The organism is Type-E symbiont of Plautia stali (assembly GCF_059731115.1).
This window is the reverse complement of sequence record NZ_AP035908.1, coordinates 191,458-211,477: the sequence shown is the minus strand read 5'-3', so window position 1 is coordinate 211,477 and position 20,020 is coordinate 191,458. Positions and strand designations below refer to the sequence as shown.

The 20,020-nt window shown below is 49.6% G+C and carries 16 protein-coding genes; 11 read left to right on the top strand and 5 right to left on the bottom strand.

Annotation, left to right across the window (positions count from 1 at the left end):
- Positions 1 to 1,407: 1,407 nt before the first annotated feature.
- Positions 1,408 to 1,626, bottom strand: coding sequence for a hypothetical protein (locus AC6I8L_RS25380; RefSeq protein WP_498014816.1), 219 nt, complete (start codon positions 1,624 to 1,626; stop codon positions 1,408 to 1,410).
- 742 nt (positions 1,627 to 2,368) lie between these two features.
- Here AC6I8L_RS25380 and AC6I8L_RS25375 point away from each other — a divergent pair.
- Positions 2,369 to 3,760: an FAD-dependent oxidoreductase gene (locus tag AC6I8L_RS25375; protein ID WP_153012360.1), complete on the top strand. Its 1,392-nt coding sequence runs from the start codon at positions 2,369 to 2,371 to the stop codon at positions 3,758 to 3,760.
- Between the two features lie 302 nt (positions 3,761 to 4,062).
- Here the strand turns inward: AC6I8L_RS25375 and AC6I8L_RS25370 are convergent, their stop codons facing one another.
- The 3 genes from AC6I8L_RS25370 to AC6I8L_RS25360 form a co-directional block, all read right to left on the bottom strand.
- On the bottom strand, positions 4,063 to 4,773 hold the full coding sequence (locus AC6I8L_RS25370; protein WP_058962434.1) for a type 1 glutamine amidotransferase domain-containing protein: 711 nt from the start codon (positions 4,771 to 4,773) through the stop codon (positions 4,063 to 4,065).
- Positions 4,774 to 5,027: 254 nt separating this feature from the next.
- A complete protein-coding gene (locus AC6I8L_RS25365) occupies positions 5,028 to 7,118 on the bottom strand; it encodes a FepA family TonB-dependent siderophore receptor (RefSeq protein ID WP_498014814.1) in 2,091 nt (696 codons plus the stop codon).
- A gap of 400 nt (positions 7,119 to 7,518) precedes the next feature.
- A complete protein-coding gene (locus AC6I8L_RS25360; RefSeq protein WP_058962436.1) occupies positions 7,519 to 8,385 on the bottom strand; it encodes a LysR family transcriptional regulator in 867 nt (288 codons plus the stop codon).
- 93 nt (positions 8,386 to 8,478) lie between these two features.
- Here AC6I8L_RS25360 and AC6I8L_RS25355 point away from each other — a divergent pair, with 93 nt between their 5' ends.
- From AC6I8L_RS25355 to AC6I8L_RS25310, 10 genes are all read left to right on the top strand, one after another.
- Positions 8,479 to 8,979: a lactoylglutathione lyase family protein gene (locus tag AC6I8L_RS25355; protein ID WP_058962437.1), complete on the top strand. Its 501-nt coding sequence runs from the start codon at positions 8,479 to 8,481 to the stop codon at positions 8,977 to 8,979.
- Positions 8,972 to 9,946 (top strand): zinc-binding dehydrogenase, encoded by a 975-nt coding sequence (locus AC6I8L_RS25350; RefSeq protein ID WP_058962438.1) that lies wholly within the window; start codon positions 8,972 to 8,974, stop codon positions 9,944 to 9,946. Before AC6I8L_RS25355 ends, AC6I8L_RS25350 begins: the two co-directional genes overlap by 8 nt.
- A 255-nt stretch (positions 9,947 to 10,201) precedes the next feature.
- On the top strand, positions 10,202 to 10,945 hold the full coding sequence (locus tag AC6I8L_RS25345; RefSeq protein ID WP_498014812.1) for a DeoR/GlpR family DNA-binding transcription regulator: 744 nt from the start codon (positions 10,202 to 10,204) through the stop codon (positions 10,943 to 10,945).
- An 18-nt stretch (positions 10,946 to 10,963) separates the two neighbouring features.
- A complete protein-coding gene (locus AC6I8L_RS25340) occupies positions 10,964 to 12,040 on the top strand; it encodes an oxidoreductase (RefSeq protein WP_064511370.1) in 1,077 nt (358 codons plus the stop codon).
- 347 nt (positions 12,041 to 12,387) lie between these two features.
- Positions 12,388 to 12,591, top strand: a complete 204-nt coding sequence (locus AC6I8L_RS25335; RefSeq protein WP_034830833.1) for a type II toxin-antitoxin system VapB family antitoxin — start codon at positions 12,388 to 12,390, stop codon at positions 12,589 to 12,591.
- Positions 12,591 to 12,968, top strand: a complete 378-nt coding sequence (locus AC6I8L_RS25330) for a type II toxin-antitoxin system VapC family toxin (RefSeq protein ID WP_045814982.1) — start codon at positions 12,591 to 12,593, stop codon at positions 12,966 to 12,968. Before AC6I8L_RS25335 ends, AC6I8L_RS25330 begins: the two co-directional genes overlap by 1 nt.
- A gap of 195 nt (positions 12,969 to 13,163) precedes the next feature.
- The gene (locus tag AC6I8L_RS25325) at positions 13,164 to 13,373 is read left to right on the top strand and encodes an Lrp/AsnC ligand binding domain-containing protein (RefSeq protein ID WP_236699809.1); all 210 of its coding nucleotides are present in this window, start codon (positions 13,164 to 13,166) and stop codon (positions 13,371 to 13,373) included.
- A gap of 851 nt (positions 13,374 to 14,224) precedes the next feature.
- Positions 14,225 to 16,381, top strand: coding sequence for a ferric-rhodotorulic acid/ferric-coprogen receptor FhuE (fhuE, locus tag AC6I8L_RS25320; RefSeq protein ID WP_058962467.1), 2,157 nt, complete (start codon positions 14,225 to 14,227; stop codon positions 16,379 to 16,381).
- A 208-nt stretch (positions 16,382 to 16,589) separates the two neighbouring features.
- A complete protein-coding gene (locus AC6I8L_RS25315; RefSeq protein ID WP_058962465.1) occupies positions 16,590 to 17,147 on the top strand; it encodes a PNPOx family protein in 558 nt (185 codons plus the stop codon).
- A 260-nt stretch (positions 17,148 to 17,407) separates the two neighbouring features.
- Positions 17,408 to 18,859 carry a sugar porter family MFS transporter gene (locus AC6I8L_RS25310; RefSeq protein WP_498014810.1) on the top strand — a complete coding sequence of 484 codons (1,452 nt, stop codon included), beginning with the start codon at positions 17,408 to 17,410 and terminating at the stop codon, positions 18,857 to 18,859.
- Positions 18,860 to 18,872: 13 nt separating this feature from the next.
- Here AC6I8L_RS25310 and AC6I8L_RS25305 read toward each other — a convergent pair whose 3' ends face one another.
- On the bottom strand, positions 18,873 to 19,043 hold the full coding sequence (locus AC6I8L_RS25305; RefSeq protein ID WP_072226645.1) for a DUF2256 domain-containing protein: 171 nt from the start codon (positions 19,041 to 19,043) through the stop codon (positions 18,873 to 18,875).
- Positions 19,044 to 20,020 lie beyond the last annotated feature (977 nt).

Sequence of the window (20,020 nt, the reverse complement as noted above, 5' to 3'; positions counted from 1 at the left end):
AAGCACCTCAATAATAATGATTTGTTGTATTGTACTAAAAAAGCTTCCGCATGCCAGTTTTTAGGTAAAAATCAATAAAAGTGGATTTTTTTATTATTTGATGATTTTGTGGTTGATGAAGATATGTCAATAAAATCAATTGGATAGATGATTGTATTTTTTACCAAACCGATAAGGTCATGAAAGTCACGTTTCATGAAATTCCCCTACCCTATCGTATTTAGCATGATATTTAAACAAAAGGTGTTCACTTGTTTATTTGGAAAATCGTGGCTTACAATCAAGTTGATAAATGTAATGATTGTCCAAAATGTTGGTGACTATCTCTAGACTGCACACGCTTTGATATTAAAGAGTTTTTATTGATTGCAGTGATTTTCAAATTATCAGCCACATGCGATTGCCAGACAAAATACGATTTCCCTTCCCTTCCCTTCCCTTCCCTTCCCTTCCCTCTAATTACTTTAAATGGTAACAGTTGATGCTGTTCATAGAATCATGCGCTGCAAGTTGTGACCGCACTCCTAAAAAGTGGCTAATGTTGATGCGCAGATATTTTCACTATTTAATTCACTCGTTAACCCTGAATGAATTTTATAAAAAAATTCTCAATTTTAAAGTGCATCTGTTGCATATTTGGCTCACATCAATGATGCGAGCTTCTTCTCTGCAGTCAGTTTTTAAAACCACGTTGCTCAGAATAATTCAGTGTATGAACGTGCTAACTCTTGATCTGATTAATTTAAGTGATAATAACAATTCATCTGAATATGACGTTGATATTGCCACCATTGTGATCACGTGTTTTTCAATGCACACTACATCACTCACATCTCATATAAATTGGAATCTATTGATAATACTCGCGGGCCTTATTATTTCAGGGCACATCGACTTTTGTGTCTACAAACGAAGGTGTGCTCAACAATACGTGAGTTCATCGAGCCCTCGAATTTCAGAGACAGAAATGTTCTGGCAGTTCAAAACCAGGATTGCCTTACGGTTAACTTGATTAGAATTTGATTGGAGACTTTTATCAACCCTGAAACTTGAAACTTGAAACCTGAGTCTGAGAAGCAGAATGCAAGTAATGTGATTGAGAGAAAAACTGGAATAGTGAGAATTTATCTAAGAATGTAGATGATTATAGATATTTTAGCGTAACAATTAGCTCTCGAAACTTCTGGGCTGCATGTATCATTGAGCACGTGAAAGATATCAACCTTAGATTAGGTTGGAGCCAAGGTGGTAACACACTCTATGCAGGAAAAAGTTTGAATTTGTCTAAATGTATGGTGATTTTCAGTCTGAAAAAATAGAATTATTCGTTATTATTCAGGTGCTTAAATTGATTTTTTGGTGGTGTGAAAATCATTTAATTGATGGGATTTACTTCACATTAAGCTATTAAGGGTAATACTGTATTGTCCAGCGTCCAGCGTCCAGCGTCCAGCGTCCAGCGTCCAGCGTCCAGCGTCCAGCGTCCAGCGTCCAGCGTCCAGCGTCCAGCGTCCAGCGTCCAGCGTCCAGCGTCCAGCGTCCAGCGTCCAGCGTCCAGCGTCCAGCGTCCAGCGTCCAGCGTCCAGCGTCCAGCGTCCAGCGACAAACATCCAACAAAGTTATCATGTCCTACCATCTAGACAGTTCGATAAACTCTGCCTCAAAAAATTAATCCTCTGTTATAACATTACGTGACGATCATCCAACTTATGTGCCACCGATCTTACACGTTATTATCAGATGTTTTTAGTCACACCCACTGGTGATGCAAACGAAACGGAATCTGGAGAGGGCTGAAATTTTTTTTTCAGCATAGAAGTCGCATTGAGCGGAAAGCGGAAAGATAACGAATTGCAGACAGTCGCTTAAATGTAATTAGCTATCCTGGAGAGCTTCCAGGTTTAGCTGCAAGGAGGTGAACGACTCGAAATTTTTTATGCAAAATGTCATCGTCATCACTCACCTGGACTCGCAAAAGTTGTGCCCAGACCACATTAAGCGTCATCACTCCAAGTAACTTCACCACCATTCAAAAAATCATGGTGATTTTCAGCCTGAAAATTTCAGAAAATTTCTTTTAATACACTACCTTATAGCGTTTTCAGGAAGGTGAAAAATCCACTTGAAAGGTGACAATGTCATTTCAAGCTTAAAGCATCAACACTCATGACAGCGAGCCCGGAAGGGCAGGGCGCCCCTCTACTGCCGGTAAGAATGCTTTACTCAGTGCGTGCGGAAGACAGTGAGCAAAAGCACGCCCAGTTCAATCAAGCACAATTATACTTTGCATTGAGCTGTGTAAATCACACTAACCTTACGCGTTCACCATGACGTTCCTTTTTAACTAACCCCACAGTCGGATAGTCCTATGAACAATATCGACGTACTCATCGTTGGAGCAGGGCCCACTGGTTTGGTGCTGGCACTCTGGCTCACCCGGCAAGGCGTGTCAGTTCGAATCATCGATAAGAGTCAGGGACCGGGTGAGACATCACGAGCAATGGCCGTTCAGGCACGCACGCTGGAACTTTATCGCCAGTTGGATATGGCTGAAGAGACCATCGAAGCAGGCTACAAAATGCCAGCAATGAATATGTGGGCGAAGGGAAAAGCGAGGGCGCGCATTCCCCTAGAGAATGCCGGGAACGACATTTCTCCGTATCCGTTCGTGCTTGTCTTACCCCAGGACAGACATGAAAAACTGCTGGTCATCCGCCTGGAAACTGTAGGTGTTGTCGTCGAACGACAAACAGACTTCATGTCGTTCAGGGAAGAAGGCGAACAGATTGTTGCCACGATCAAAACACCTACAGGGCAAACAGAAACCTGCACTGCCACCTATCTTGCAGGCTGTGATGGTGCGCATTCCCCGGTGCGTCATCAGATTGGTAGTGACTTCGAAGGCGGTACTTACAACCATCTCTTTTACGTTGCAGATGTACTGGCCAGTGGAGTGACACCCGCGAATGAGGGTCACATTGCCTTCGACAAGTCTGATTTTGTCCTGGTGATGCCCTATGAGCCGGAGCATCAATATCGTTTGATCGGCACTGTTGAAAGTGAGGAAGGGGATAAGCAGCAACACTCTTTTGACGATGTCAGCCAAAGGGCCATCAGCGGTTTAGGGCTCAGTATCAAACAGGTAAACTGGTTTTCTACTTACCGTGTCCATCACAGGGTAACCAATCATTTTCGACATGGTCGTGTATTTCTGCTGGGGGATGCAGCACACGTCCATAGCCCGGCGGGAGGGCAGGGGATGAATACCGGCATTGCCGATGCGATAAACCTTGCGTGGAAATTGTCTGCGGTAATTAAAGCGCAGGCCCCTGAAACCTTGCTAGATAGTTATGAGGCGGAGCGAAAAGGCTTCGCTCACCAACTGGTAAAAACCACAGACCGGGTCTTCACTTTCATCACTGCCGCTGGCGGGTTTGCAGATTTCGTGCGTACACACATTGCACCGTCGATCGCCAGTCAGACCTATCGATATGAACGTGTACGCGAATACCTTTTCCGCGTCATCTCACAAACGACGATGAGCTATCCGGACAGTCCTTTAAGTGAGGGAAAAGCGGGAGAGATAAGTGCGGGCGATCGCTTACCGTATATCGCTATGGGTGAGACAGACAATTATGCATTACTGAGAAAGATAGTCTGGCAATTACACATCTATGGTACAGCCACTGAAGAAGTCAGGAGCTGGTGCGATCGCCATGGTGTGGAATGGCATGTCTTCCCCTGGCAGGATGTATTTTAGAAAAAAGGATTCAAACAGGACACCGCTTACCTGATTCGACCGGATGGCTATATCGGCCTGGTGGTCACTGAAAGACATGCGGAGCGTCTTTCAGCTTATGTCAGTCGTCTTGGAATACAGCGAGCTTTGTTGTTGAGGCATTGAAAGTCAGCTCGCTCGTGTTACTGGCACATTCATCAGTTCATTGAGTGGCGTAGCAAGTTGCATCAACATGAGTGTGCCAACTTCGATTTGTGGGAAAAATCAGCCTATGGCGTTGGCACGGATTCAACACTGCGTCAGCCAGTTTCAGCAACAGTGTTTTAAAACGCAAGAGGAGTCGCTGCCAGCAACGCGTAACACAAAGCCTCACCAACCGCGCTAGCAGATTGCGGGTTCTGACCGGTAATCAGCAGGCCGTCGGTCACCACATTGCACTGCCAGTTATCCGCAGGCTGGTGGCGTGCACCTCGCGCTTTGAGCGCTGCTTCCAGCATAAAAGGCACAACATTTGCCATACCGACTTCCATTTCCTCGGTATCAGTGAAGGCCGCCACGCGTTTGCCTTTTACCAGATACTGGCCGTTGCGCAGTTTCACATTGATCAGCGCTGCCGGGCCGTGGCAAACCGCAGCAACGGGTTTGCCGCTCTCATACATCTGGCGCGTCAGGTATTTCAGCACGGCATCATCGGGGAAATCCCACATCGTGCCGTGTCCGCCGACAAACAGGACCGCGCTATAATCCTCACTTTTGGCCGCCGCCAGCGGTAAGGTGTTATTCAGCCGCTGCTGAAAGCCCACGTCCTGCCAGTAGTGCTGATTGATCGCATCATCTTCGATACCATAAACCGGTGGTTTTCCTCCTTTGACAGAGGCAAAGGTCGTTCGAATACCGACTGATTCAAGCACATGTAAAGGGTGAGTCAATTCTGGCAGGTAAAAGCCGGAGATTTCATGTCCGGCGACGATATCGCGAAAACTACTCAGTACCAGCAATACCGGTTTAACTGAGTGCGGCTGGACGCCATTCATAAAGGATCCTCAAAGTCTTATTCATTTTTTGCGTAGCGGATGCGCTGTGCCGGGAAATGCGCCAAACATCGCCCTGCCCAGAATAATTTGCGGCGTAAGATTGTGAAACGGTGATTTGCTTATAGCGGCAATAAGAATTCTTTATAACAGTGTGGTATGTAATGTTTTATCGCCGAAATATTATGTTTAAACACTTGCCGGAATATCAGACGCCTCGAAATGAAAAAGAGCCTCCGCAGAGGCTCATAAATGTCTTAGAAGGAAGTGGTCACACCCGCATAATAAGCGCGGCCCGGTTCGTTATACGTTGAAGCGCCTTCGTTCTCGCGGTAGATCTGTTTATTCAGCAGATTGCTGATGCCAGCACTGAAGCGAAGGTTTTTATTCATCTCATAATTTACGCCAACACCATAAATTGCATAGGCACCGACTTCCTTATCTGATAAGCCGCTCGCTTCTTTACGAATTTCTGCCGTGGTACGTGGATGCTGACGCCCATACATGGTCCAGCTCAGGGTGGTGGATAGGGCATCTGTCACCTGCCATTCCAGCCAGCTGTTCACGGTATATTTCGGAATCAACGACAAAGGATTGCCGGTCGATTTATATTTCGACGTGAACATGTAGGTGGCATTGGTGCGCCAGTTCAGCCTGTCTTCAATCAGCGGTAGGGTTAAGTTTCCTTCCAGACCCTGGGTTAACGCTTTACCACCGTTTTGCCACTGATAGATATCATAGGTTGAGGAGTACCATGAACCGGCTACTGCAACGCTTCCAAGAGAATCCGAGCCCGCGACTATTTTATTTTGATAGTCATTACGGAAGTAGGTCATGCCTGCGCTGTAACCCGCGTCATTCCATTGCAAACCAATCTCTTTGTTTACACTGACTTCAGGTTTGAGATCGCCATTGCCCATCAAGTAACAACCATTACTGCCGCTCACAGAACATCCGTTACCACTGCTGGCGAGCAGATAGCCTTCGGTTGATTGATAGAGATTCGGGGCTTTAAATACGCGAGCAATACCGGCCTTTAACTTCAGCGTGTCGGTTAAATCCTGCTGAATATTCAGACTCGGACTCCAGTTATGACCGAATTTATCGCTGTAATCGAAGCGCAGGCCGGGAATCAACGTGGTACCGTCGAAGGCATCAATGGTATCTTCCAGATAGAGTGCACTCAGCTCCTGGCTGTTTTTGCTGCTGCGCTGTGATGGGTCGCCAGAAACACCGTTGATATCAATGCCTGTCGCATCCGTTTCCTGCATCGCCGCCGGGTCGTTGAGCTGCTCTTTGTTCCACTCGCCCCCGATGGTTAAGGTATGGTCCACCAGCAAGTTGAAGGGAACGGTGTATTCGTTGTTGATACGCCAGGTTTTATAGCGGCTGGTGTTGAAAGTATCGCTGTTGATCATCCCTTCTACTTTGCCGGTAGATCCTTCGGCCAGACGCGTATTATGCGTATCTTCATAGTTCAGCGTGAGTTTGGATTGCCCCCAATCCCAGATGCCATTGTGGATGAGGCTATAAGCCTGGCGGTACATGCGGTTGGTTTCGCTGCCATATAAGGTCGGCACCAGTGTACTGAGATTACTCAGGCTATATTGCGTATCCCCGGCGTAGATATTGCCCTGGCGGCTGTAGGCGTAATTGAAGTCGAGGTATTGTTGATCGTTGATCTTCCACTGTAACGACGTGTTGATATCACGATTGCGCACACCTTCGTGACCGGCTGCGTAGGAGCCGTTCTCGCTGGTATTGATATCGTAGGCATCGGCGTCGGTTTTATTGATATTGCCGTACATGCGCATCGTCAGTACATCATCAATCAGTGGGCCGCTCAAACTAAAGTTCATGCGCTTGGTCGCGCCCTCATCTTTGTCTTCGGGCTGATTGGTGAACAGGGATAATGAGCCGTTCCAATCACTGGTCGGGCGTTTGGTGACGATGTTCACGACACCGCCCATCGCGCCGGAACCGTAGTGAGCCGCCGCCGGGCCGCGCAGTACATCGATGTGATCCACCATCTCAGCGGGAACCCAGTTGGTATCGCCTCGGGTATCACGTTCTCCGGTGCGGCTGTAGCGTACAGCGCTGCGCGAAGAAACGGGGACACCATCAATCAGGATCAAGGTGTTTTCGGGGCCCATACCACGAATATCAATCTGGCGATTATTCCCGCGGCTTCCTGTGGCACTGTTTCCAGTGAGATTAACGCCAGGCATTTTGCGAATAATATCGGAGAGATCATTGACCGGTGGATTGCGCTCAAGATCCTGTTGAGTAATCAAGGATGCACCAGGTTGCTGCTTTAATACGTTCTCAGCTTTTGCACTGACGATCATATCCGTTTCATTTGTTGCGGGCTTCTCTACCTTTTTCGCTGAAATAACTTTCGCTTTACCGCTATCATTATTATCCAGCGATAAGACGTCACTATTATCAGCCGCCAGCACATTTCCACTGTGAACGATAATTCCAATCAGAATTGAAAGCGTTGTTTTCCTTACACCAAAGACAAAAGACATATTGTTACACCAGATTATTATTAGTTACATATCAAATGAGGAGGAGAATAATTATCATAATCATTCTCAATATTGATATTTTTGACACATTTAGACATGTCTGATGGTGCCTGTTTACATGTCTTGCCTCAGGTATTGCAAAAGAGGTTGTAAAGTGAGCAATCATGGAAAGATTGTGAAGGCGTGTGGCGGACGCTTTGTCGCATCCGCCACACGATTAGAGGTGACGTTGTAGCCAGGCTAAGGCTAATTGGGCGCGGGCAGAGAGTGGCCATTCAGCCCGGTGCACTAACCAGATGGTGTCAACCAGCGCATCACCCTCAGCGGCAACCTCAATGGTTTCAGGGCGGGTAAACGCCAGTCGCGCATAGCGTGGCAGAACCGCAAATCCGAGCCCGCGCGCGACCGGTTCCAGAATCAGGCCGATCTGATTACTGAACCCGCGTTGGGGTAGGTTACGAATGCCTGGGTTGCCCGGAAATAATCGACTTAACAATCGTGTCGCCATCGCCTGCCCATCGGGATGGTCGATATACCCCAGCTTTTCCAAATCGTTCCAGCCTGTCACTCGCGTATTAGCCGGTACGATCAGTTCCAGCGGTTCTTCAGCAAAAGGATGGGCCTCGAGTCGTTTATCGTCAGGTTTGTGTGTGACCAGCCCCATTTCGTAGCGGTTATGCAAAACCGCGTCGATCACTTCACTATCCGGCGCAAAGCGGTGACGAACAGTGAGGTCGCGATGCTGTTCCTGTAATGACAACAGCAAGGGATAGAGCCGGAGTCCGATGCTGCCGGGCGAAATCACGCTCACTTCACCGCAGGTGGCTTCGGCATCACTCAGTCTCAGCATTAAGTGATGGTGAGCACGATCAATTTGCTGACAATAATCCAGCAGGGCGCTGCCAGCGGGCGTCAGTTCCAGTGGGCGCTTACTCCTCAGTATCACCGGACCTAACTGCAGTTCCAGATGGCGAATATGCTGACTCACCGCCGCCTGGGTGATGCCTAATCGCTCAGCGCTGTCGGTAAAGCTCCCGAGTTCGGCCAGCGTGGCAAAAGATTTGAGCCATTGCGGGTTTATCATAATGAAATTTTATACTTCTCATAATTGATCGTCTGTTTTCATTATAACGACAGTTACGTAGCCTGTAGATCTTTTCATCTTATGAGATTGATCATGACAACTCCTTATCCGCGCACCTTTTCCCATATTGGCCTTTCGGTGACAGACCTTGATGCCGCCGTGAAGTTTTACACCGAAGTGATGGGCTGGTATCTGATCATGCCGCCTACGCAGATTGCAGAAGATGAATCCGCCATCGGTGTGATGTGCAGTGATGTTTTCGGCAAGGGATGGGAGAAGTTTCGCATCGCCCACCTTTCCACAGGTGACCGCGTCGGTGTTGAAATCTTTGAATTCAAGGCGGCAGCAAAACCCGACAATAACTTTGAATACTGGAAAACCGGCGTATTCCATTTCTGCGTGCAGGATCCTGATGTAGAAGGCCTGGCGGAGAAAATTGTCGCTGCGGGTGGCAAACAACGTATGCCGGTGCGTGAGTATTTCCCCGGTGAGAAACCGTATCGCATGGTCTATATGGAAGATCCGTTCGGCAACATCATCGAGATTTACAGCCACAGTTACGAGCTGACCTATTCTGCAGGTGCGTATGTCTGAGCAGGAAATGACCCTCCCCGCCGACTGGCGAGGGTGGGTGTGGCAGGGTGGCGATAACCCGCTGGCGCTGCAGGAACGCTACCTGAGTTTTTCACCCCTCCAACCGGGCGAAGTGCTGATAAGGAATGCCGCGATAGGTTTGAATCCGGTTGACTGGAAAGTGCTCGACACCCACAGGGATCGGGTGCCTGGCGTCGATGGTGCGGGCACGGTGGTCGCGGTTGGCTCCGATGTCGACCAGCACTGGTTGGGCAGGCGCGTTGCCTATCATCAGAATTTACAATGCAATGGCAGTTTCGCTGAGTATACCGTGCTGGCCGCTCAGGTTTTGCTGCCTATCCCGGATGGACTCGACTTCGCGACAGCCGCTGCTTTCCCTTGCCCGGCACTTACCGCCTGGCAGGCAATTGAAAAGATCCCGCTTGAGCCTGGCGCGCCACTCTTGATTTCGGGAGCGGGGGGATCGGTCGGACATTTTCTTGTGCAGTTGGCCTACGCACGTGGCTTTGAGGTCACGACGTTAAGCGGTGAACGTCACTGGTCACGTCTGCACGCGCTGGGTGCGAAGCGCTGCTACAGCGATGAGCAGCATGATGCTTCTGCCGTGAAGGAGCGCTATTTTGCTGTTATCGATGCTGTCAGCCCGGAAAAAGCAGCGCTTCTGGCGAATAACCTGATGGCGAATGGGCATCTGGTATGCATTCAGGGGCGGGTGAAAGAGTGGCCGAATCCGGCGTTTGGTCGTGCGTTGTCGTTGCATGAAGTGGCGCTCGGCGCGCTGCACCAGCATGGCAATGCAGAGCAATGGCAACGACTCACGCAGCAGGGTGAACAGATGCTGAGGCAGCTTGCGCAGGGCACACTGCAAAGTGAAATGTTGCTGAACTTCAGCTGGGAACAACTCCCGGCGCAGCTGCTGGCTCTGCAGCACCGCAATTTTAGTGGTAAGCAGGTCATTCTGCTCTAGTTGTAAAAGCAAAAGCACACTTGCTTGTCTGCACAATATCGATAGCCGGATTATGTCACTCGTAACTCGGCTAATTGTTTATTCAGTTCTCACGGCAGTGGAATCCTTTACAGAATTATAAAATCCCCTCTCTCGGATGCTATCCCGGCACCGTTCGTCAGTTCGATTGTATCCACTCTCAGAAGCAGTATTCATCACACCCTCTAATGCTGTATTCTGCTGCATGTTGCAATATTTTGCGGTTTTGAGATCGGCATGCATAAAACAGCCAGACAAAAATTATTGATGGAGCTGCTTCTTGAACAGGGGCAGGTGGGAATTGGGCAGCTTGTGGAGCAGTTGCAGGTTTCTGCGGACACCGTGCGCCGCGACCTGGCCGATCTGGAAAAGCAGGGCCTGGCGCAGAAAAACCATGGTGGCGCCGTGGCGCTGGATCTGTCAGTGATGAATCGCCACCAGCGCAGCGCACTGATTCCCGATGTCAAATTTGAACTTGGCAGGCAGGTAGCGGAAAAAATACCGGCAGGTGCCACGCTGTTTCTGGATGCGGGCAGCACAGTGCTGGCGGTCGCCACGCTGCTAAAAGGCCCAGCAACGGTCATCACTACGTCACTGGATATTGCCCATCACCTCAGTGATAAGCCGGATGTCGAACTCATTCTTCTGGGCGGCAAATGGGACAAGCAACAACGGCTGTTTTCCGGCAGCGCCACGCTATCTCTGCTGGAGAAATACCGGGCCGACATCGCCATTCTGGGGGCCTGTGCGCTGCATGCCCGGTTTGGATTGAGTGCCAGCCAGGAGGGTGATGCGGAAGTGAAGCGCGCCATGCTGGCGGCAAGCAGCGAACACTGGGTGGTGGCCGATCATATGAAGCTCAACCGTTGTGAACCCTATCTGGTCGCTCCGCTCACCGATATCCATCAACTTTTCCTTGATGCGCCCTGGAGCGAGTTTGACGTCACCGACGCTACACAGGTCAACATCACACATTCTTAATGGCAAGAGGAGTCAGAAATGAGTATTCAGAAAGAGATTCGCGTCGCCCTCATCGGCTACGGATTTGTCGGTAAAACATTTCATGCACCTTTAATTCAATCCGTTCCCGGTTTGAAGCTGCATGTTGTTTCGTCTGGCAGTGAGGAGAAGGTCAAAAAGGACCTGCCTGACGTCATCGTTCTCGACTCCCCGGAAGCGGCCATCCAGCATGCAGATATTGATTTGGTGGTGATCGCCTCTCCCAACGCGACACACGCGCCATTGGCTAAGCTCGCGCTGAATGCCGGCAAGCATGTGGTGGTGGATAAACCCTTTACGCTGGATCTGGCAGAGGCCAGAGAACTGGCGGCACTGGCCCGTGAGAAGACATTACTGCTTTCAGTATTTCAGAACCGCCGCTGGGATACCGATTACCTGGGGGTAAAAAAGGTCATCGATTCTGGCGCGATTGGTCAGGTCAAACATTTCGAGTCTCACATAGACCGATTCCGCCCGGAAGTGCGCGACCGCTGGAGAGAACACGATATTCCTGGCAGCGGCTTATGGTTCGACATTGGGCCTCATATCATCGATCAGGCTCTGCAACTTTTCGGACTGCCAGAAACCGTTTCTGGTGACATCGCCGTCCTGCGTCATGGCGGAAAAAGCAATGACTGGGCGCACGTCACGCTTAGCTACCCTGAGCATAAAGTGATCCTGCATGCCAGCATGCTCGCCGCGGGTGGCGTGTCACGCTTTACCGTTCACGGGGACAAGGGCAGTGTGGTTAAACCCAAAGCCGACCAGCAGGAAGCGCAACTGATTGCTGGCATCGAACCGGGTTCCGCGACCTGGGGCGAAGATCAGGATGATTTGATGGTATTTGACAGCAATCTGCAGGTCACGTCAGTCAAAACGCCAAAAGGCGACCAGCGTCAGTACTATATCCAGGTGCGAGATGCGCTGGCGGGCAAGCAGGCTAATCCAGTTTCTCCCGCTCAGGCGATTGCCGTCATGGCGGTGATTGAAGCGGCAGTGCGCTCATCGGAGACCGGTACGGTGCAGAAACTCGCGCTGAGTGAAGCGGAAGCTGGTGCGTTTTATCAACGGAGTTAACCGGTTGGTAGCGCTCAAGCTATCCGGCCAGGAGTTAATTTGCTGGCACAAGTGTGCCAGCGGATAAAAATGTCTCTGGCCAGATTTTAGTGCATGGAATTAATCATGCCGCGTCGGAATCTCACCCCTCCGTGCGCGGCGCGTTTAATGTCCTGAAACTTTTCGCGTGTTCTTACCCTAGGCATTAAGAGTGAAATTTGGTGGCAAGAATGCACGTATAGCTACGGTCATGATTGCCTTCGAAGTTGCAAGGCTTCATACCAGAGTCATCAACAAGGTGAGAAATTGACCTGATTCATATTTTGATGCATGATGACATCAGTTTGTGAATCATATGAGGTGGCGAGATGCGTACTACAGTGACGATTGATGATGTGCTGTATGCTCAGGCTCTGGATATGGCCGATCCAGATATGGACAAGGCTGATATTTTCCGTGAAGCGATGAAAACGTTTGTTCGGGTACAAGCGGCAAAGCGCCTTGCTTCATTGGGTGGCGCAGCGCCTGAAATGGAAAGCATTCCCCGCCGTCGCGAGGAACCGTCTGCATAATGTCCATTCTGGTTGATACATCTGTCTGGGTAGATCATTTCAAAAACAGAAATGAAGAGTTAGTGCGGTTACTGAGCGGGGACCTGGTATTGATTCATCCAATGGTGATTGGAGAACTTGCCTGCGGCACTCCGCCAGCGCCCCGCGTGCGCACACTCCGTGACCTGAACTTGTTACCGCAATGCCACCAAGCCAGCATGAGTGAGGTGATGGCATTTATTGAAAATAAAATGCTGTACGGACACGGCTGTGGCCTGGTGGATATCACCTTGCTTGCATCTGCTCTCATTACCCCCGGAGCAACGCTCTGGACGCTCGATAAACGGCTCGTCAAGTTAGCCAATCATCTTAATGTAGGTTATCAGCCTGTTCACTAACGTTAACTTCATCGTTAAGTTATCCCGCCCGCACAATCATAGCGAGATGAACCCGCCTTCACAGTCGCTAACAACATCATATTCAACACCAATCAGACGCGTTCCGATATCCGCAGCTGCCAGTTCGGGGTTATTTAATTTCACAGTGGTTGACTGCTCCCCGGCCAAAGGGCGAGGAGCAGTCACCAAGAGATTGTGGATTGCTATAACGTCAGTGGCGGTTACGATTACCTGCTCAAGATTATCGCGCCCACCATATCGATGTTTCAGGATCTGATGGAACGCCTGTTGGAGGACGATATCGGCATTGAAAAATTCGCCAGCCGTATCGTTCTCCGCCAGCCTTATCCGCAGCGTGGAGAGCCGCTAAACGTGATTGCCCATGGTGTTGCGAGCTGGAAGTAGGGATCGTCACCTTTGGTAAATCATCATCTCTCAACCCAGCGCTGAGGATGGCCAGCGCTGCTTTCCCTGCAATAAGTATCGTGCGCAAAGGCTGAAAAACTATTACTGGTCAGTGTAGGTTCCTGCCTCTAAATCTCGAGGTCATCACTTCATGTTTTATGTTGTTACATATCATATCGTTATGATTTCACTTCGAGAGGGTTTAAGTGGGTCAGTTTTGCGGTTGTTTAACGATAATGAAACTGTCGGTGTGAGCCTGAATTGAATCAGGGAATGACTAAAAAAGCGTGACTAAGTCAAATAAACGCTTTCCGGCCTGCATTTTCCATTTAAATTCCGTGAATTTAGATTAATGCGAAAGCGAAAATAAATTCGTTATTAATTATTTCATAAATCCATCCTCAATAACTGTCTGTCGATTGGTTGCTACGATGTTTCAATATTTGAGACAGCAAAGAAATTGAATAAGTTTCAACGCTAAGACCGATTTATTTTTACTATATCCGTAAGGGATTATCACCTTAAGTTATAAATTTAGCGTTAGTTCTGTTTATTTTTCGTCATTACCGTAAATAACTTGATCAGTGAATTGTAATAATTATAATTCTCATTCGCCTTCTTGGGCGGGTGGGAAATCTGTTGCTGTGTACCTCTTTCACGCTAAAGCGCTTCCTACTGAATCTGTTCTGAAAATATGTTTTACAGGGAATTCTGTCTCTCATTCTGACGGAGTTGGGTGTTTGCGCATCTGAACACCCACCAGTCATCTCATTAATAACAAATTTCAAAGGATGATAATGTCTCGTTCTTCACGTCAAGCCAGGGTAATAAAGGTGAATAATAATATCGGTATGAGCCAAACGCTGCCGATGATCTCTTTACTGGCCTTGGTTATCGCGACTGCATTACACAGCCCGAAAGTTTCCGCTGCAGAGACCACCACTAAAGAGCAAACGCTGGAAGTCACGGCGGCAGCCGGTAGCACCAATAGCAGCCAGGACACGGACTACAACGTCCCGGTTACGCGCGCCGCCACTAAATTAGCGCTGACCGCGCGTGACACGCCGCAGTCTGTTTCTGTCATCACCAAACAGCGTATGCAGGATCAGAAGCTGGAGACGTTAACTGATGTCTTAACCAACACCACCGGCATCAGTCAGTTCAACTCTGGCGCTAACCGCAGCAATTTCTACTCACGCGGATTCATGATCGATAACTACCAGATCGATGGCGTGCCAGCACTGATTGATAGCGCCTGGAATCTGGGTGATACCCTGTCAGATACCGCAGTTTATGACCGCGTTGAAGTGGTACGCGGTGCGACGGGTCTGATGACCGGCGCGGGCAGCCCGGCAGCGTCAGTGAACATGGTGCACAAGCAGGCAGACAGCAAAACGTTTCAGGGTAATCTGTCAGCCAGCTACGGCAGCTGGGATACCCAACGCTATGTGGCCGATCTTTCCGGTCCATTGACCGAGTCCGGCAATGTGCGCGGACGCGTGGTGGCGGGCTATCAGGATGGCGACAGCTGGCTGGATCACTACCATACGCAGAAGAAATTCCTGTATGGCACCGTCGCGGCCGATCTCACCGATTCCACCACGCTGACACTGGGTTACGATTATCAGGAAACCAACATACAAGGTGCGACCTGGGGCGGCTTGCCGACTTTCTATCTCGACGGCAGCAAAACCAACTACTCTCGCAGTACCAACCTCGCACCAGATTGGGCCTACAACAACAGCGATTCCAAAAAGGTGTTCGCCAGCCTGAAGCAGACGTTTAATAACGGCTGGGAGCTGAACCTGAGCGGCTCGCACACTGAAGCGACCATGGACAGTAAGTTGCTGTATATCGACGGTTACTTTGATAAATCGACCGGTATCGGTATCGGCCCTTATGAGGGCTATGACTTGTTAGGCGGTACCGGTTATAACACCGCAAAACGCAAAGAAGATACCGCAGACGCCTATGTCACCGGTCCGTATGAGCTGTTTGGTCGCCAGCATGAGTTAATGGCGGGTGTCACTTATATCCGCCAGCACGATCGCTACGTCAGTGCCTCCACCAGCTTCACCTCGGCAGACGTGGGTGATTTCAATGACTGGGGTAATTATCCAGAACCGGATTGGGACGATCAGGCGCTGTCGCAGGATAATGTGATTCGTCAGAAATCCGCTTACTTAGCCACGCGCATTTCACTGGCCGATCCGCTGCATCTGATCCTTGGCGCCCGATACACGCAATACAACGCCAACACGCTGACGCAGAATATGGAGAAGAACAACATCACGCCGTATGCAGGCCTGGTGTATGACATCAACGATACCTATTCCGCCTACGCCAGCTATACCTCGATTTTCAAACCGCAGACCTATCGTAATGTGCAGGGTGCTTATCTCTCTCCTGTCACCGGTAAAAGCTATGAAACCGGGATCAAGGGCGACTGGATGAACAGCCGCATCACCGCATCGCTGGCGGTGTTCCGTATCGAACAGGATCACCTTGGCGCGACGGATTATGCGCTGGTGCCAGGCAGTACCGATTACGCTTACTACGAGCAGAACGGCACGGTGAGTAAAGGTGTTGAATTCGAAATCAACGGTGCGGTGACCGATAACCTGCAGATGACCTTCGGTGCAACGCGCTATGTGGCGAAAGATGGCGAAGATGCCGCGCTGAACCCAACGCAGCCGCGTACTTCACTGAAACTGTTCACCAGCTATCGCCTGCCGATGCTGCAGGATCTAACCGTGGGCGGCGGCGTGAACTGGCAGACGCACACCTGGGATAACGTAGCGGGACCTGGCGGAACTTCAACGCTGTATGCAGAGCAGGGCAGCTACGCGCTGGTGGATCTGTTCGGACGCTATCAGGTTACCAAGCAGCTCTCCGTGCAGGCCAACCTGAACAACCTGTTCGACAAGACGTATAACATCGATGTCGGCAGAAACACCGTGTACGGCGAACCGCGTAACGTTTCTATCTCAGCGAACTACCGATTCTGATTTGGCTGAATTCTCCACGGAGAAAGGCCCTGTCATAATCTGATAGCTGGAACCTTCACGCCTGGTGTGCGGAGGTTCCAGCGTCACACCCATCAAGTAAAGTTAATCCCGCAACACCTCAATGAATAATCACAAGTCTCTATACTTAAGGTCATTCGTTACATTGAGGGCGTAAGTTTTGACACCAGAATCTGAACATATTGATGCCATGGCCTGGCAGGAACTGAATAACGCAGCAAACGATCCCCACGCCGGGTTTCGTTATCTGAACGTCTGCACCATTGATACTGCGTTCAAACCACAGGCTCGCATGATGGTGTTAAGGCGAACGGACAGTGCCCAGCGGCTTCTGGAGTTTCACACCGATATCCGCAGTGCAAAATGGCAGGAATTAGCCCTCAACCCCGCTGCAACGGTATTGGGATTTTGCTCGCAATCACGCCTGCAGTTACGTTTGCAGGGGGTTTTCAAACGATATGAACCGGCAAGCTCTCTCGCCGGGCAAACGTGGCAAGGGTTGCCAGTCTGGACGCGCAGGAGTTATTCAGGCGGGCCGCCGGGAGAAGAATGGTTGTTTCCGCGCGATCAAATCCATCATGCTGAAAGTGAGGAGAGCGGGGAAGGCGGTCAGCGCCATTTTGGTGTGTTGGTTTTTCAGGCTGAGTCGCTCGACTGGTCTCGGCTTGAGCGCGACAATAATCGCAGGGCACGACTGACTTATTCCGCAACGGGAAGTCTGACTACATTCACCTGGATTAACCCTTGAAGATTCGGCATCCTTCCATTCCCTCGTAATAACAGCCTCGCTTTATTATCTGTGCACCGCAAATAACACGTTGTGGGCGATGTGGATGCCGGCGAGGGTTAACCCACGATCTGAATTCGAAAATCAAAAAAGTCTTCTGTAAAAACCTCTCAGACCCAACGCAATACCGTGACTCAGATCTCATTTTTCAAATCCTGACTATAATCATACCTTTCTTTACACAGTGTTAGCTGTGTTTTTAGCAACCCATGGAAGCTCAAATGCAAAACTCTTCTCCGCCCCCATCGGATGATGGCGGCTCGCTCAATTTAACCGTGCAGCAACGTCTGTTCTTTGTGGTGTTAGTCGCCACCATGGGCGCGCTGGCGTTCGGTTATGACACGGGCATCATTTCCGGTGCGCTGCCCTATATGACTCTGCCGACCTCGCAGGGCGGACTTGATCTCACCCCCTTTACCGAAGGGCTGGTCACTTCAGCGCTCACATTTGGTTCAGCGTTCGGGGCCTTCGTTAGCGGGTTTGTCTCTGATCGCTTTGGCCGCCGTATCACGCTGCGCAGCCTGGCCGTGTTATTTGTCGCTGGTGCGTTAGGCACCACCATCGCGCCGAATCTTGAGATCATGGTGGTGATGCGATTTATCCTCGGATTCGCCGTGGGGGGCGGATCCTCCACGGTTCCGGTGTTTATCGCTGAGATTGCGGGTCCGAAACATCGTGCGCCGCTGGTCAGCCGTAATGAGCTGATGATTGTGTCAGGCCAGTTGCTGGCTTACATCGTCAGTGCGGCGATGAGTCTGTTACTGCACGATCCGAGCATGTGGCGTTATATGTTGTCGCTGGCGATGATCCCGGGCGTGCTGCTGTTTATTGGCACCTTTTTTGTCCCGGCCTCACCGCACTGGATGGTGGCCGAAGGGCGCATAAACGAGGCGTTACGTATTCTGCGCAAATTGCGTGAGAATCCGCGCGAAATCAAAAAAGAGATGGCGGAGATGCGTCAGAACGCGCGCGAAGCCCGTCAGGGGCCGCCCGCTCGTGAACTGCTGAAAGAAAAATGGATAGTACGATTGCTGCTGTTGGGCTGCGGTATGGGTATCGTGGCGCAATTCACCGGTGTGAATGCTTTTATGTATTACACGCCTATCATTCTTAAAAGTACCGGACTTGGCACCAGCGCGTCGATCGCAGCCACGATAGGCAACGGCGTGGTATCTGTGATCGCGACTTTTGCCGGCATCAAAGCGATCAGCCATTTTGGTCGCCGCCCAATGCTTATCACCGGGTTATCGGTGGTGATCGCCATGCAGCTGGCGCTGGGAGCGGTGCTGATACTGATGCCGCACAGTTTAGTGCAAAGCCTGCTGGCGCTGGCCTGCATCCTGGTGTTTCTCTTCTTTATGCAGATGTGTATTTCGCCCGTGTATTGGCTGCTGATGTCTGAGCTGTTTCCGATGAAAGTACGTGGCGTACTGACCGGTTCAGCGGTGGCTTTTCAGTGGATATGTAACGCCATCATTGCGTTGGCTTTCCCGCCACTGCTGTCGCTGGTGGGAAATAATGCATTCTTTATCTTCGCTGCGATCAACGTGGCTTCCCTGGTGTTTGTCGCGGTGATGTTGCCGGAAACCCGTGGCAAATCGTTGGAAGAGATCGAATCACACATGCGTGAACATTTTGGCGAGAGCACGACTGAAACGGCGGCTTCAGCGTAGCGATCAAATCGTGTCAAGACCCGCTGCCGACCGTGTGGCTTTTGGCTGCGCGGCGGCAGCGTTCCGAGCAGTACTGCACTTCATCCCAGCAATTTTCCCACTTTTTACGCCAGGTCATCGGCTTATGGCACTGCTTGCAGTAGCGGACGGGCAGGGATTTTTTGTTTCCTTTGAAGCCTTTCATAACGTGTTGCCTGCAATGAAGTGAGCCAGCATTCAACAGTTCAATCTGATATCGAATATTTAAAAGTTGTTAAAACCGATAAACATCGCCAAAAAAATCTCATTACTTTGATGTTGTCCATCAGATCCTGGTGCTACACACTTCGCTAAATCAGCGCAAAACGAAGGTTTTCCCAGTGAGTCAAAAGGAGCGAGCAACGAATAACCCGAAAACTTAGTAAAGCACGCCAACCCTGTCAATCGGTAGGTGATAGTTAGCGAGTTAAGTCTATACGATGAAAGTATTCGACGGCGCCGTCTGTACTACTTTGAACATTGACTGGCATTTTGAGGTTATGAAAACTCCTAAATTAACCTTGTTAAGAGTAGGTTTAGTTGCTGGGATATACCATTTTTAACTCATTGTTTTAGGTGTTATTTTTTGTTTTTGTGGTTTATGTTGCTAATAATTTGCATGAAAATAGGTAAATATACCTAGGGGTGTTTAGCGTAAAATATTGCTGATGATTAAGATCAAATTTATAAGATCCGCTTTTTTACACTGACTTATGCATTCATTGTGGAGTTATATACTGTGAATTCTTATTTATTTGGTGTTTTGTGTTAATAATGTTGTCTCATTGCTGCATGATTTTTTTTTAAATAGGATTTACATCGCATCAGGTGACTTCAGTCCCCCGATGCGGCGTAAATATGGATGTTCAACGTCTAGCTTGAAGGAGTATTTGTGCATTTTGTCGCTGACGAATGTTTATATGGATACACTATTTTCCAAAATTTAGAGTACAGGCTTTCAACCCGAACGCTGATCAACATAAAAAATGGGCGGATGATAATGTTTGGTGTGACAAAAGCCAGACTATTCGAATATATGCTATCTCGCATGGATGAATTTGAGGTCTGTGATAGTGATATTATCACAGATGTATTTTATAACTTTGGTTTAAGATGCACCAGGTCTTATTTATTATCAATGGT

Bases quoted from the DNA above. Each gene is read 5' to 3' on its own strand.
- AC6I8L_RS25380 (WP_498014816.1), bottom strand. From the start codon at position 1,626: ATGATAACTTTGTTGGATGTTTGTCGCTGGACGCTGGACGCTGGACGC.
- AC6I8L_RS25375 (WP_153012360.1), top strand. From the start codon at position 2,369: ATGAACAATATCGACGTACTCATCGTTGGAGCAGGGCCCACTGGTTTG.
- AC6I8L_RS25370 (WP_058962434.1), bottom strand. From the start codon at position 4,773: ATGAATGGCGTCCAGCCGCACTCAGTTAAACCGGTATTGCTGGTACTG.
- AC6I8L_RS25365 (WP_498014814.1), bottom strand. From the start codon at position 7,118: ATGATCGTCAGTGCAAAAGCTGAGAACGTATTAAAGCAGCAACCTGGT.
- AC6I8L_RS25360 (WP_058962436.1), bottom strand. From the start codon at position 8,385: ATGATAAACCCGCAATGGCTCAAATCTTTTGCCACGCTGGCCGAACTC.
- AC6I8L_RS25355 (WP_058962437.1), top strand. From the start codon at position 8,479: ATGACAACTCCTTATCCGCGCACCTTTTCCCATATTGGCCTTTCGGTG.
- AC6I8L_RS25350 (WP_058962438.1), top strand. From the start codon at position 8,972: ATGTCTGAGCAGGAAATGACCCTCCCCGCCGACTGGCGAGGGTGGGTG.
- AC6I8L_RS25345 (WP_498014812.1), top strand. From the start codon at position 10,202: ATGCATAAAACAGCCAGACAAAAATTATTGATGGAGCTGCTTCTTGAA.
- AC6I8L_RS25340 (WP_064511370.1), top strand. From the start codon at position 10,964: ATGAGTATTCAGAAAGAGATTCGCGTCGCCCTCATCGGCTACGGATTT.
- AC6I8L_RS25335 (WP_034830833.1), top strand. From the start codon at position 12,388: ATGCGTACTACAGTGACGATTGATGATGTGCTGTATGCTCAGGCTCTG.
- AC6I8L_RS25330 (WP_045814982.1), top strand. From the start codon at position 12,591: ATGTCCATTCTGGTTGATACATCTGTCTGGGTAGATCATTTCAAAAAC.
- fhuE (WP_058962467.1), top strand. From the start codon at position 14,225: ATGAGCCAAACGCTGCCGATGATCTCTTTACTGGCCTTGGTTATCGCG.
- AC6I8L_RS25315 (WP_058962465.1), top strand. From the start codon at position 16,590: ATGGCCTGGCAGGAACTGAATAACGCAGCAAACGATCCCCACGCCGGG.
- AC6I8L_RS25310 (WP_498014810.1), top strand. From the start codon at position 17,408: ATGCAAAACTCTTCTCCGCCCCCATCGGATGATGGCGGCTCGCTCAAT.
- AC6I8L_RS25305 (WP_072226645.1), bottom strand. From the start codon at position 19,043: ATGAAAGGCTTCAAAGGAAACAAAAAATCCCTGCCCGTCCGCTACTGC.